Genomic DNA, 13741 nt, shown 5'->3' on the forward strand with positions numbered 1-13741 from the left:
AGTATTTCTTGATATTTTCAAAATACGACACGAAAAACATTGAAAATACAACTAATGTTAATTAAGAATCACAATATTTTTAAATAAACGAAACAATTTTTGTGATATGCATTTACACAAAGTGTTGACGATATACGAAAGTGTTCATATAATCATGTTAATTAATATAACATAAATTGAACAGAATTAATTTAATGTTAGATAACATAACAGAATTAAGCGAGGAGGTGCCGCATGACCAAAAAACTCATCTATAACGGAACCGTCCTGACAATGAATGCCACGAACCAAATGTTCAAACCAGGCTATGTGTACATAGAACATGATGTTATCTGTGAAGTTGGCGAATGGAAATCAGATGGCAGTTTAGATCATCTTCTCACAGAGTCCTCCTACCGTTATAACGCAGAGGGGAAAGTAGTTATCCCCGGCATCGTGAATGGCCACACGCATCTGTTTCAAACATTCATGCGAGGCGTATCCGATCACTCCCCCTTAGCCCAGTGGCTGAAAGAGATCATTTGGCCGATGAGTCTCGCGATGGAACCGGAGGATTTCTATTTGGCCGCATTGATTGGGTGCATCGAGAATTTGAAATCAGGCGCTACCTATATGATGGATCATCACTACATCCACACGTACCCCGAGAATGATGCCAGTGTGTTAAGAGCAATGATTGATTCGGGGATTCGTGGACATTTGGCACGAGGGGGCTCCGACCTAGCAGGAGAGGTTCGCTTGCGAGAGACAGGTGAGCAAATTTTCAACGCCACAGATCAATTGCTTGATCAGTGGGAAGGTACAGGAAATGGCCGCATTCGAATAGCGCTCGGACCACTCAATTTATATGGTTGTTCCCGAGAATATCTCGAACAAGCAGCCGTGTTCAGTCGAGATCGCAAGCTCATTTCTCATGTACATGTCGCAGAAACGAGTGAACAAATCGACACAACGATGGCGCGATACGGTCTTAGAAATTTGGAGCTTCTAAATGAAGTGGGCTTACTCAGCGATCAGACACAGATTGTCCACGGTGTTTGGCTGGATGACGGAGAACTCGACCTCATTAAAGAAAAACAAGCATCCGTCATCCATTGTCCCGTTTCCAATATGTACCTAGCTTCCGGCGTTGCACGGGTACCTGAGATGCTGCGGATGGGCATCAATGTTGCGCTAGGAACAGATGGTCCTGGCAGCAACAACTGCCAAGATAACCTCGAAGTGCTGAAATTTACTGCTTGCTTGCACAAGGTGAATGAGTTGGATGCCACATTGCTGCCTCCGATGGATGTCCTGCGTATGGCCACAGTGAATGGGGCAAAGGCTGTTGGCCGAAGCCAGGATTTAGGCAGCCTCGAACCAGGGAAGAAAGCAGATCTAGTGACAGTTGATATGATGAAAGCCCATATAAGTCCCGTGCATCGCGCTTCTTCAGCCCTTGTCTATAATGCTAACGGGAATGACGTCGATTTGGTGATGGTAGGCGGGCAAGTCGTTGTGGAGCATGGGAAGAGCACATGGATTGATGAGCAGGAGATTTTGAGAAGAGCGCAAGCCAGAGTTGACGTACTTAGAAGCAAGTTAGCGGGGCAGTATCCTATTTTTGCGAATCAAATGTAGGTCCAATTAGAGGAGGATGAATTCTATGGCATTACAACGTCTACATGATCCCGTTCTTGAAAATGATTGGCATGCGGTGTACCTTGCATCTGAGCTGAAAGATCAACCGGTAGGTGTCATCATTTTAGGAGAAAGAGTAGCCCTTTATCGCTCAAGCCGAGGCGTTCACGCCATGCAGGATCTCTGCGTCCATCGTGGAGCCATGTTATCCAAAGGGTGGGTCAAGGATGATGTGCTGGTTTGTCCGTATCATGGCTGGCAGTACGACTCCTCGGGACAGTGTGTTTGTATTCCTGCACAACCCAAAGGCGAGAAAATTCCGCTTCGCGCGAAAGCCGTGACGTACGCTTGTGAAGAGAAATATGGCTTCATTTGGGTATGTATTGGTGAACCCGCTGCCCCAATTCCGCATTTCGAAGAGTTTGCGAATCCAGAGTACCACCCACTTCCGTGCGGACCCTATAAGGTTGCTGCAGCAGGGACACGTGTCATTGAAAATTTCACAGACTTCGCTCACTTAATGTTCGTCCATCAGGATTTACTGGGTCACCCAGACTATGCCGAGCTTCCTGATTTCCAGGTTGTGAAAGAAGAGGATCGCATCTATATCGAAAATATTCCGATTTTCCAGCCTGTTGCGCATTCGGGTTCGGATAAAAGTGAGGGTACTACGTATGTCTATATGAAGGAAGTGTATCGGCCATTGTCAGCTAGACTATCGAAGGCGGATCCAAGTAATGGTCAAACGTTATGGATTATGCTCACTGTACTGCCTGTAGCTGCTGAAGAATGTGTTGTCTTCATGATGGTTTCACGTAACTATGCGTACGATGTTGATGATGCGAATTTCATTAAATTCCAAGACATCGTGTTTGAGCAGGATGCTAGGGTCATTGAGACGCAGAAACCTGAGCTGCTGCCTCTAGATCTGCAAGTCGAGTTAAATCATAAGGTGGATCGCTTCTCAATTGCGTATCGTCGTTGGTTAAAAGAATTAGGTGTGGTGGTTGGTACGATTTAGTTTCGCAGCTCAATGTTCGGTTTTAACTGATATAAAACACTTTGCAATAATTATAAAGTTGGAAAAGTAATGAAAAGGCGTACTTTTATTGTGTAAAAATACAAAACGTCAGTCTATTCGTTGACGGAGACAAGCAGTGAAACGTATATTTGACTCAAGGTTAAACAAGATTTGTAGACATAGAAAACCAAATATGGAGGGGAAGTTAACCATGAAACGATTTCAACGTACATTGGCACTTGCAACGAAACGCCCAGGAGCTGTATCCCTTAGTTTAGTGATGATTTCTAGTTTGCTAGCCGCGTGTGGAAGTTCCAGTACTCCCGTTTCCTCGTCAGCGCCAACAGCAGCACCAACGACGGCGACGGCGGCTTCTCCTGCAGTATCAGCGGCACCAGCCGCCAAACCGATTGTTCCAGCAACGGTGGTGTTGAACTGGTTCGCGGAGCCTGAGCACGGTGGGAATTTCGCAGCATTATCGAAAGGCTATTACAAGGATGCAGGTTTCGATATGACATTGATGCCCGGTGGTCCTTCTGTATCCTCGACACAGATTGTAGCTTCTGGTAAAGCTCAATTCGGGATGGCGAACGGTGATGATATTTTGGTAGCCAGACAAGAAGGAATACCAGTAGTGGCGATTGCAACCTCGATGCAAAAGAGTCCACAAGCCCTGTTTTATCATAAAGATGCCGGTGTGAAAGATTTCGGAGATTTAAATACTCACAAAGTGTACGTAGCGTCCACGGCGAGCTTCTGGCAATTTATCAAAAACAAATACAAATTAACAAATGCACAAGAAATGAAATATACAGGTCAATTAGTGAACTTTGTGAGTGACAAAACGGCATTAACGCAAGGCTACGTGACCTCAGAGCCATTCACGATGGATCAACAAAAGGTCGAATACGGTACGCTGCTCGTTGCCGATTCGGGTTATAAAATCTACGCAGGCGTGTACTTCACAACAGAGAAGATGATCGCAGAGCATCCGGATCAAGTCAAAGCTTTCGTTGAAGCGACGGTGAAGGGTTGGGATTACTACAAAGATCATTCCGATGAGATTAATCCAAGCATTCAAACGAAAAACCCAGACATGGGCCTCGACATGATGAAATACAGCGCAGCGAAGGAAATGGACTTTGTATTCGGTGGCGATGCAGCGACTAAAGGCACAGGCATTATGACCAAAGAGAGATGGGAAGAAGTGCAGAAGCAATTAGTTGAAGTAGGCGTACTGAAGACTGCTGAGAATATTGATAAAGTGTTCACGACACAATTCTTGCCTAAGAAATAAACAAACTTCGGGAGGTGGCGGCATTGGCTTCTAACAACAACATCGATCTATGTAACGTCAGATTGCCATTATTAGATGAAGGGGAATTATATCGTCTCTCGATTCGCGATGGAAGTTGGACGCATATTCGGAAAGAAGAAGCGGGTGCCGCTGCTCCCATTTCAACCTCGCTCGAGTCATGGAATCCTGATCAACATGTAGAAACATCCAGCATCACAGTACTCGATCTACAAGGTAAAATCGTACTTCCAAGCTTTGTGGATTCGCATATGCATCTCGACAAAGCGTTTTCCTTAACCACCGTGGAGAATATCAGCGGTACGTTGGAAGAGGCAGTTCGCAACTACTCGGCGGCATCGCCAACGTTCTCGAAAGACGAGATCAAAGCCAGAATGATGCGATCGGCGCTGCAGGCTCTGTCTTTTGGAACCACGCACATTCGCACGCATCTGGATTTCAATCTTCGATATTCACGTGATATCGCTTTACGCACAATTGAAGCCGCACTGGAAGCCAGAGAAGCCTTAGCGCCATACATGACTTTGCAGCTTTTCCCGATGTGTCCTTACAATTTCATGTCTTTGGATAATGAAGCTATTGAGGAAGCCTTACGCATGGGCGTGGATGGTATCGGTGGTGCACCGCATTTATCGTTAACACCGAAGGAAGACATTGATTTTATTTTCAAAATGGCAGAGAAATACGATGTTCCGATTGATCTACACTGTGACGAAACCGACAATCCGCAGATGCGAACTGTAGAATATGTAGCAGAGCGCACGAAAGAAACAGGCTATGAGGGCAGAGTGACCGTTGATCACTTGTGTGCATTAGCCTCGATGACCGATGAAGATGCAGGCGGCATCATTGACAAGATGGCAGAAGCCAAACTAAAGGCAGTTTCCTTACCTGCAGTTAACCTGTATTTGCAAGGTAGACATGATTCATTCCCTGTGAGAAGAGGCGTCACTCGCTTAAAGCAAATTCATGAGCGAGGCATTCCAATCGCAGTTGCATCGGACAATATTCATGATCCATTTCACCCTTTCGGGCGAGGGGATATACTTCAAATAGCACTGATCTCTTCCTATGCTGCGCATATGGGCAGACCCGCAGATCTTCGCACATTGCTGCGGATGATCACGGAAGCTCCCGCAAAGGTTCTTGGACTTTCTGCCTATGGGATTACAGAGGGTTATCCAGCCAATTTCGTCATCTTAGATGGCAGCTCAACCGAAGAAATCTTTACCATGCTCCCTGAACGCAGATGGGTATACAGCCAAGGACGCTTTATCAGATCTCCTGGCACGAAAGCAGCGTGGAACAACAATGCCTTAGCTCAGTTCTGGCAAAAGGCAAGTGAAGCCGTATCGTTCCAAAAGCCCGAATTTGCGAAAGGGTGAACCGTCAAGATGGCTAATCTGTTGGTCATTTATTACAGTGCCTTTGGTCACGTGTATCAGATGGCGCAAGCCGTTGCAGATGGTGCCAGCCAATCAGGTGCGCATCCTGTACGAATTGTGCGTATACCCGAAATGGCTGCGGATGTGAATCGTGTGATTACACCTGATAAAGACAGACGCCCTGTCATGCAGGAGAAGACATCTAGCGCTTCTACGTTATCTAAGCAATTTCGTCTAACGGATCGTTATCAGAAGTATGAAGCAACATTAGCGCTGCAAAAAGAAATCCCAATCGCGACAAATGATGACCTACGTTGGGCTGATGGGATCCTGTGGGGCTTCCCGACATATTACGGTTCGATGCCCGCGCAAGTTAAATTGTTCCTTGAGATGGCTGGTGAGCTTTGCATCGAGGGTGCCCTTGAGGGCAAGCCGACCGGCATATTTAATAGTACAGCGTCCATCCATACAGGACATGAAGCAGCCATATTAACCGCGATGGTTCCCTTATTTCATTTTGGTATGATTTTCGTGGGATTGCCTTATTCGGAAAATCCGGAGTACTTAACGGCTGATGCGATCGGCTGCTCGCCTTATGGGGCTTCCACTTTAGCTGGACCGGATAGTTCACTTTCACCAGATCCTAGAGAGCTGCTGATGGCAGCACGATTAGGAGAGCGAGTGGCGGACATTGCGGCTGCCATCAAGCAGTTTCAAACCAAGAAAGCATAAGGCGTGCATCATTTAAAATTGGAAAGCAGAAAGAACCCCTCTTTGAAGAGTTTGGTTCTTTTTTCGCAAATAGATGACCCATCTTACAGGAGGTGCTCAGCATGACATTCAATCGCTATCAAGGGAAAGCCTGGGATCAGTGCTTCCTCCCACGCCTTAGTAAACTACAAGTGGCTGAGATTCCCAAAGAAAATGCATTAATCGTACTGCCAGTCGGAGCTGTTGAGCAGCACGGTCCACATATGCCGGTGTTTACTGACACCTTAATCTCGGAAGTGTTGCTGACAGAAGCCTTCGAGCAGCTTCCAGATGATGCGAATATATGGCTTCTGCCAGCCATCCCTTATGGGAAGAGCACAGAACATTTAGGTCATGCAGGAACCATCACCTTATCGGCAACAACGTTAATGGCTGTTGTGATGGATATTGCCAAAAGCCTGCGGCGAAGCGGATTTCAGAAGCTCGTTCTCGTTAACTCGCATGGCGGGAATACCGATCTGTTGAACATGATGGGCAGAGAAATTCGCATCGAAACGGGTCTAGCTGTGTTTCGCTTAGATCCCGGTGGACTCGGCGGTGCTGATGAATGGATAACACCGCTTGAGAAACAAGCGGGCATTCATGCAGGAGATATGGAGACATCCATCGTCATGGCAGCAATGCCGCATTGGGTGAACATGGATGTGGCACCAACGGAATATCCGAATTACCCTGAATCGCGTTATCTGGCACTTCGGAATCGCGCCTTCGCTTGGGTGATGGATGATCTCTCTCATACCGGCGTCTCTGGAGATGCAACAGCGGCATCAATGGCCAAAGGTAGGGCTATGACGAAAAAATATGGGAATTACATCGCAGAGGCGCTGCTCGCATTCCAAGCCTTCGATATGCAATCGCTCAAAATCAGCAAGTAGATCTGATAAGCCACTAACACGTATAGGAGATGACAAATATGTCGAAACATTCTTCTCTAATGGATACAGCTAGCCCCCAAACCGCAGGTTCATCTTTCGTGAGTATGACGAATCTCTCCAAGACCTACCCGAACGGAACGATTGCCTTGCAGGATGTCAATCTGACCATTCAAGAAGGTGAATTCTTATGCTTTGTAGGTCCATCGGGTTGCGGGAAATCGACGATATTCAAAATCATTACAGGCTTATCCAAACCAAGCAAAGGCTCGTTGGATGTCTTTGGAACGACTCCGAAGGAAGCGCGCAAGCAAAGTGACATCGCTTTTGTGTTTCAAGATCATACGCTCTTACCCTGGTCGACAGTTGAAGCGAATGTGAAGCTTCCGCTGGAATTACGCGGAGTGGATAAGAAGACCCAACAACAAGAAGCGGAGCGAGTGCTTGAACTTGTTGGATTGAAGGATTACATGAAAGTGCTGCCTAGGCAGCTTTCTGGTGGTATGAAAATGCGCGTATCCATCGCGCGTGCGCTCATTTCGAGGCCGAAGCTGCTGCTGATGGATGAACCGTTCGGTGCGTTGGACGAAATTACGCGTCAAACATTGCAAATGGAGCTGCTCAATATTTGGCAGCAGGATAAATCGATGACTGTGTTGTTCGTGACACATAATGTGTTCGAATCGGTGTTCTTATCAACAAGTGTCGTTGTGATGACACCTCGACCAGGTAAAATCTCAGCACGTATTGATATACCTGTTCCTTTTCCAAGGGATGAAACGTATCGAACAACAACGCAATTCAGCGATTTAGTGCGCATTGTGAATGACGCTTTGGACCATTAAGACGAGAGGGTGAAGACAGTATGTCCACAGAAGCGGAAGTTACCTGGGTTCATCAGATTGAAGAGCAGCTAGGGAAAGAAATCGTATCCATCGATCAAGCAACAAGAGATAAGCTTTCCAAGGATTATTACTGGTACTCTCCTGTACTTAATCGTAGGCTGGAGGGGATTGCATCGGCTGATGTCGTCGTGCTGCCCCGTAATGAAGACGAAGTGGCTAAGGCTTTGGCTTTTGGCTATCGCCATGGTATTCCCGTAACAGTACGTGGTGCTGGGACTGGTAATTACGGTCAGGCCGTTCCCTTACAGAAAGGGATCGTTCTAGATCTAAGTCGCATGGATGAAATCCTCGAGATTGGACTTGGCTTTGCACGTCTGCAATGCGGAGTTCGTCTAGGCGTAATTGATAAGAAAGCGCGTGAAGTTGGGCAAGAAATTCGGATCTATCCTAGTACCTATGTGAAAGCGACGGTCGGAGGATTTGTGAGTGGTGGTTCTGGCGGTATTGGTTCGATCATGCATGGCAACCTGTGGGATGGCAATGTCCTTGAGGCTGTGATCTATACGATGGAAGAAACACCCCAACGCCTCGTTGTTACAGGTCCTGAATTGTTTAACTATATCCACAATTACGGGACTACCGGTATTTTGACCGAGGTCACCATTCCACTTTCACCGCGTACTGAATGGACACAAGGCATAGCCCAATTTCCTACTTTTGAGCAGGCGATGCAGTTTGGTGAGGCTCTCGCTCGTGAAGAAGTGATTCCCAAACGTCTCATTGCACCGATGGAATGGCCGATTCCTTCCTATTTTGTACCCTTTAGTAAAGTCATTATGCCAGAAATGGCTGCTGTTATGTTGGAGTTTGCTGAAGAAACACTGCGGTTAATAGATATGCTTGCGAAGCGGTTTGGAGGTCATGTCGGTCATGTGATCGAGGCCAAAAACTACCGTAAAACCATAGGTGTATCTGACTTTACATGGAACCACACGACTTTGTGGGCGATGAAGACAGACGCATCGATGACGTATCTGCAAGCAGGCTTTAAAGTGGATAGCTACTTAGAACAAATAAAGCAAATCAAATCGAAGTACAGCGACGAAGTCTATCTGCATGTCGAATGGGTGCGCAGTGGCGGAGCGGTGACGCCTACAGCCCTCCCTGTTGTAAGGTTTACAACGGAAGAACGCTTATATGAAATCATCGAATTTTTCGAATCTATTGGTGTCAAAATATTTGATCCACATACCTGGGTGCTCGACCAAGGTGGACGTGGCGAAGTGGGCAGTATGGAACGCAAGAAGCGGGAGAATGATCCGAAGGGGCTTCTCAATCCTGGCAAAATCATTTGTAAGTCATAAAGAAGGGGGATATGTGCAATGGCTGTCGATTCGAAGTACCTACAAATATTACCTGATGAAATATTTCCCGCTCGTGAACGTGCAGCTTGGATGAGTCGCATGGAGGAGGGCGTGTCGTTTAGTCGCCGTCTGTTGATGCTGCTCAAACAGCTGCTGCCGCCTTTAGTAGCGTTCGTAGTCTTTATTGGCGGATGGGAGCTAATCGCAGCCTTGACGCACGCGCCAGTCTATCTTGTTCCTAAACCATCGGATATTGTGAAAGCCGCTATCGAGAATAGGAGCGGTCTTTGGGTATCCGTGCGAACGACTACTTTCGAAGCTGTTCTTGGATTTATTCTCAGTATTATCTTAGGCATAGCGGGGGCAATTCTGCTTGCGAGTTCGAAATGGATTGAGAAAAGCGTGTACCCGTACGCGATTATTTTACAAACGATTCCCATTGTTGCGATCGCACCATTGATCGTAATCTGGTTCGATGCAGGTATGAATGCGATCGTGATCATTACGTTCTTAATCGGGTTCTTCCCGATGCTATCGAATACCTTAATTGGACTTAATTCGACGGATCAAAATATGAGCAATTTGTTCTATTTGTATAATGCCAATGGCTTTCAAACGATGTGGAAACTTCGCATTCCGGCCGCGCTTCCTTATATTGTGGCGGGTTTGAAAATTTCTTGTACCTTGTCGGTTGTCGGCGCCATTGTCGGTGAATACATTGCCGGAATTGGCGGGGGGCAAGGCGGACTAGGCTATGCTATCACGTACGCAGCTGCGCGATTAAAGACGCCATACTTGTTCGCATGCGGGTTATCCGCTTCTGCGCTGGGGATTGTTTTCTTCCTGTTAGTGAATGCCTTTGCCAAATGGCTCCTAAGCTCCTGGCATGAGTCTGAAATGAAGCGTGATAATTAATCGCGTAGCTCTAGATATGAGGTGATTAACTTGCTTGATATGGTCTATCGTCAAATTCGTTTACTCGGTGATCACGAGTTCCAAGGACCTATAGATATTGGCGTGGCAAATGGTAAAATTGTCGCGATGGGTGAAGTTGCCGATCACGGGGAGCGAGAGGTTGATGGGACGGGGCACTTGCTGTTGCCGCCTTTCGTGGAGTCGCACATTCATCTAGATACCGTGTTAACTGCGGGGGAGCCTAATTGGAATGAGAGTGGCACGTTATTCGAAGGGATTGATCTATGGCAGAAACGAAAGCGGACACTCACGTATGAGGACGTCATGGCACGCGCTGAGAAGGTGCTTCGGATGCAAATCTCATCGGGCGTCCTTCATGTCCGGTCGATGGTGGATATATCAGATCCAAGTCTGACTGCTTTAAGAGCGATTCTCACGCTTCGTGAGCGTGTGAAGCCTTACATGCATGTGCAGGTTATCGCCTTTCCGCAGGAGGGGATTCGTGCCTGTCCAGATAACGAACGACGGCTCGAGCTAGCCTTGGAGCTTGGTGCCGACGGTATAAGTGCAGTCCCGCATCTGGAGCCTACGCGATCAGAAGGAGAAGCATCCTTGGAAATCTGCTTCCGAATTGCGGAAAAGCATGGATGCTTCGTTCACGTATTCTGTGATGAAATGGATGATCCCCACTCCACATTCTTAGAAAATGTTGCTTATTTAGCCCTTCGTTCGGGCTTAAGAGAACGAGTAACAGCTGCACATGTGAATGCGACAGCCTACTATAGTGAAGCTTATTTTCAAAAAATATTGGGCCTCGTGGCTAGATCCGGCATTCATATCGTTTGCTGTCCGCTGATCAATAGTGCTATGCAAGGACGATTCGACAGTAGTCCCAAAGGTCGTGGTATTGCTCGCATCAAGGAGATGTGGCAGGCCGGCATCAATGTAAGCATTGCTCATGATGATATTCGGACGCCATTCTATCCCTTAGGAACGGGAAATATGCTGCAAGCAGCTCATATGGCTGCACATTTAGCCCATATGACGGGGCGCGAGGAACTAGATGAGCTCGTTCGGATGATTACCCTACGAGCTGCCCGAACGTTACAACTTAAGGATTACGGTATTGGCTTAGGCTTACCTGCTAGTTTCATTATGCTTCCTGGTCAGGCGGCAATGGATCTTATTCGCGGGCAACCTCCATGCCGTAATGTCGTTAGTCAGGGTCAACTTATTACCGAAACCTTGCCAGCCAAAACGTTTTGGTTCACTGACAATTAAGGAGCGCTCGCCTGTTGGAATGTGGCGAGTGTTTCATTTTGTTTGTATAATGTTTACCTAGTTAAGAAGGAAAGCACATAACCCCGTCGAATTCATTTAATGTAAATTACTTACAGTCATCGGGGGAAGGTGAATACATGCAGCATTGGCTTCAAAAACATCATTTGCGATGGAAAATAGGGTTAGTTTTCTTGTTTGGCTTATTATTTATGGCTAATCATGTGATGGCGGAGCAGCCCGATGGTGTGAAAACGATTCCAAACTGGGAGATGAAGTGGGGGGGGGCCGATGATAAAGTTCAAGATATCATAGCTTCGTCAAATAAAGATCAATGGATGACGATCGAGAGCGGAGCGGAAATGCCGGATAAACCAAAAGATGTTTCTACTGCTTGGGTCCGTATCCAACTACCGGAAAATCTTCCTAAGGACTTTGGCTTGTATATCGATGGTATTTATGCACAACAGGTATCGGTTTACATAGGTGGTAGATTACTTAATGAAGTGAAATTTGACTTTCCTTATGACGAACAACGGAGTTTGCTTCCTATAAGCGCGGAGGACGGTGGGGGGAGTGTTTACTTAAAGCTTCAGACAAGCATGGAGCGGTTGGGCATACATTCCGATATCCAATTGGATCATTATACCTCCTTGACACATACATTCATATTTCGCGATTTGCAGAATATCATCCTCGGGTTTGCTTTTCTATTCATTGCTGTCATTATGCTGATTTGTTCACTCTTTCTCAAACAGAAACAACGGGCAAGCTGGATTTCACTTAGTTTAATTATTCTTACATTAGGTACGATCTTTCTTACCTACTCCCCTTTTCTTTATGCTAATTTCACACCTTTTGGTGCTTTGATTCTGAATATTTTTGATGTTTCTTTAGCCATATTTTTGCCATCACTTATTTATTTTTATGAGAAAATATTTGACAATGGCAAATTTAAATGGATTCGTATTTTCCGGAAATTTCAGATTGCCTATTCAGCTTTCTGTATTATTTTGATGTTATTTAATCAGGTCAATCAATTTCAGTTTATCGAAACGTATTTATTTTTCACACTGACCATGCTAAGTGTGATTATGATTTTTGAGTTTATTTTAATTATTAGTCTGTCCATTGTTTTTGTTATTCGAGGAAACAGAGAGGCTGTTATTTTCTCTTCAGGTTTCGCTATATTTGCATTGATGGGGATCTTTGATCTTATTCTTTACTATAGTAATAATCAAAAGTATCAGTTCTTCCTATGGAAATTTGGTGTGGTTGGATTTATTATTGCACTCATCGTGATATTGGGTAGGCGTTTCGCAATCAATCAGGAGCAGATGTCGAACTATTCGAAGGAATTGGAATTTTATAATCATCAGCTGCAGCTATCAGAGAAGATGGAGATGATTAGCTCCTTAGCGGCCTCGGTCGCACATGAAGTCAGGAATCCCTTACAAGTTACAAGAGGGTTTTTGCAGCTTGTTGCGGCTCGAACGGATGATAAGAACAAGGAATATATGACGATAGCGATCGAAGAACTGGATCGGGCTTCGGTGATTATCACAGACTTTCTTACATTTGCGAAGCCGCAGCTGGATGAAATCGTCGAATTGAATGTCAGCAAGGAAATTGGTCAAATAGAAGGAATCATTGTTCCATTAGCAACATTGAATGGCGGTCAGATTATCGTCAATGTTCCTTCTGATTTACATATTTTCGGGAATTCTTCGAAGCTTAAGCAAATTTTGATTAACATTATCAAGAATAGTATCGAAGCGTTTCAAGCGGATGGGCAAATACATATTTGGGCTTATGAGAAGAATGAAGAAGTATTCATACATATCAAGGATAATGGTGAGGGAATTGAGCCCATGCAGCTGAGAAAATTAGGCGAGCCTTACTATTCCACGAAGACGAAGGGGACGGGACTAGGGTTAATGGTGACGTTTCGGTTGATCGAGATTATGAAGGGGCATATTGAGTTTAAAAGTCAAAGATTCTTAGGTACAGAAGTAATTATACGTTTCCCAAATGTGACAATAAATTAAGAAAAGGTGTTCCGCTAATGGCGGGACACCTTTATTTTATTTTACCAAACTGCTGCTACGGCATCAGATGTAACAAGAATCTTAGATGGATTTGTAGGGATTACTAGAACGAATTCTGTCGAAGTTTCTTCAACAGCTTTGACTTTGATGTCGTCTGGGAGTGTAATGTTAAATGCTTGTTTCAGCGCTGCTTTCGGGTTGGCTAGAAGTTGTTGTTTAAAGGCTTCATCTTCCCAAGCTTTTTGAATAATTTTGGCTTTTACGCTATCATTTGTGGACATTTGTATTCACTCCTAGTCATTTGGGT

At 45.5% G+C, this 13741-nt stretch carries 12 protein-coding genes; 11 read left to right on the forward strand and 1 reads right to left on the reverse strand.

What is annotated here, in order from left to right; translation table 11 throughout:
• Positions 1–234: 234 nt before the first annotated feature.
• The 11 genes from ACSQ8O_RS10015 to ACSQ8O_RS10065 all read left to right on the forward strand — a co-directional run bounded on the left by ACSQ8O_RS10015 (position 235) and on the right by ACSQ8O_RS10065 (position 13434).
• Entirely contained in the window at positions 235–1620 is a 1386-nt protein-coding gene (locus ACSQ8O_RS10015) for an amidohydrolase family protein (protein ID WP_436241438.1), read from the forward strand.
• Between the two features lie 25 nt (positions 1621–1645).
• Positions 1646–2641 (forward strand): aromatic ring-hydroxylating dioxygenase subunit alpha, encoded by a 996-nt coding sequence (locus ACSQ8O_RS10020; RefSeq protein ID WP_436241439.1) that lies wholly within the window; start codon positions 1646–1648, stop codon positions 2639–2641.
• 211 nt (positions 2642–2852) lie between these two features.
• Positions 2853–3938, forward strand: a complete 1086-nt coding sequence (locus ACSQ8O_RS10025; RefSeq protein WP_436241440.1) for an ABC transporter substrate-binding protein — start codon at positions 2853–2855, stop codon at positions 3936–3938.
• A 23-nt stretch (positions 3939–3961) separates the two neighbouring features.
• Positions 3962–5341 (forward strand): amidohydrolase family protein, encoded by a 1380-nt coding sequence (locus ACSQ8O_RS10030; RefSeq protein ID WP_436241441.1) that lies wholly within the window; start codon positions 3962–3964, stop codon positions 5339–5341.
• 9 nt (positions 5342–5350) lie between these two features.
• On the forward strand, positions 5351–6073 hold the full coding sequence (locus tag ACSQ8O_RS10035) for an NAD(P)H-dependent oxidoreductase (protein ID WP_436241442.1): 723 nt from the start codon (positions 5351–5353) through the stop codon (positions 6071–6073).
• A 101-nt stretch (positions 6074–6174) separates the two neighbouring features.
• On the forward strand, positions 6175–6987 hold the full coding sequence (locus ACSQ8O_RS10040) for a creatininase family protein (RefSeq protein ID WP_436241443.1): 813 nt from the start codon (positions 6175–6177) through the stop codon (positions 6985–6987).
• 38 nt (positions 6988–7025) lie between these two features.
• Positions 7026–7829, forward strand: a complete 804-nt coding sequence (locus ACSQ8O_RS10045; protein ID WP_436241444.1) for an ABC transporter ATP-binding protein — start codon at positions 7026–7028, stop codon at positions 7827–7829.
• Positions 7830–7849: 20 nt separating this feature from the next.
• Entirely contained in the window at positions 7850–9193 is a 1344-nt protein-coding gene (locus tag ACSQ8O_RS10050) for an FAD-binding oxidoreductase (protein WP_436241445.1), read from the forward strand.
• A gap of 99 nt (positions 9194–9292) precedes the next feature.
• Positions 9293–10108 (forward strand): ABC transporter permease, encoded by an 816-nt coding sequence (locus ACSQ8O_RS10055; protein ID WP_235550648.1) that lies wholly within the window; start codon positions 9293–9295, stop codon positions 10106–10108.
• A 39-nt stretch (positions 10109–10147) separates the two neighbouring features.
• On the forward strand, positions 10148–11389 hold the full coding sequence (locus ACSQ8O_RS10060; protein WP_436241988.1) for an amidohydrolase family protein: 1242 nt from the start codon (positions 10148–10150) through the stop codon (positions 11387–11389).
• 137 nt (positions 11390–11526) lie between these two features.
• Positions 11527–13434 carry an ATP-binding protein gene (locus tag ACSQ8O_RS10065; RefSeq protein WP_436241446.1) on the forward strand — a complete coding sequence of 636 codons (1908 nt, stop codon included), beginning with the start codon at positions 11527–11529 and terminating at the stop codon, positions 13432–13434.
• Positions 13435–13475: 41 nt separating this feature from the next.
• On the opposite strand, the gene ACSQ8O_RS10070 is transcribed toward ACSQ8O_RS10065, so the two are convergent.
• Positions 13476–13715: an NHLP leader peptide family RiPP precursor gene (locus ACSQ8O_RS10070; protein ID WP_056624295.1), complete on the reverse strand. Its 240-nt coding sequence runs from the start codon at positions 13713–13715 to the stop codon at positions 13476–13478.
• Between the last annotated feature and the right edge of the window lie 26 nt (positions 13716–13741).

Source organism: Paenibacillus sp. LjRoot56, from assembly GCF_964253335.1.
GTDB lineage: Bacteria > Bacillota > Bacilli > Paenibacillales > NBRC-103111 > Paenibacillus_E > Paenibacillus_E allorhizoplanae.

Bases quoted from the DNA above. Each gene is read 5' to 3' on its own strand.
- ACSQ8O_RS10045 (WP_436241444.1), top strand. From the start codon at position 7,026: ATGTCGAAACATTCTTCTCTAATGGATACAGCTAGCCCCCAAACCGCA.
- ACSQ8O_RS10060 (WP_436241988.1), top strand. From the start codon at position 10,148: ATGGTCTATCGTCAAATTCGTTTACTCGGTGATCACGAGTTCCAAGGA.
- ACSQ8O_RS10050 (WP_436241445.1), top strand. From the start codon at position 7,850: ATGTCCACAGAAGCGGAAGTTACCTGGGTTCATCAGATTGAAGAGCAG.
- ACSQ8O_RS10015 (WP_436241438.1), top strand. From the start codon at position 235: ATGACCAAAAAACTCATCTATAACGGAACCGTCCTGACAATGAATGCC.
- ACSQ8O_RS10020 (WP_436241439.1), top strand. From the start codon at position 1,646: ATGGCATTACAACGTCTACATGATCCCGTTCTTGAAAATGATTGGCAT.
- ACSQ8O_RS10065 (WP_436241446.1), top strand. From the start codon at position 11,527: ATGCAGCATTGGCTTCAAAAACATCATTTGCGATGGAAAATAGGGTTA.
- ACSQ8O_RS10025 (WP_436241440.1), top strand. From the start codon at position 2,853: ATGAAACGATTTCAACGTACATTGGCACTTGCAACGAAACGCCCAGGA.
- ACSQ8O_RS10070 (WP_056624295.1), bottom strand. From the start codon at position 13,715: ATGTCCACAAATGATAGCGTAAAAGCCAAAATTATTCAAAAAGCTTGG.
- ACSQ8O_RS10035 (WP_436241442.1), top strand. From the start codon at position 5,351: ATGGCTAATCTGTTGGTCATTTATTACAGTGCCTTTGGTCACGTGTAT.
- ACSQ8O_RS10040 (WP_436241443.1), top strand. From the start codon at position 6,175: ATGACATTCAATCGCTATCAAGGGAAAGCCTGGGATCAGTGCTTCCTC.
- ACSQ8O_RS10055 (WP_235550648.1), top strand. From the start codon at position 9,293: ATGGAGGAGGGCGTGTCGTTTAGTCGCCGTCTGTTGATGCTGCTCAAA.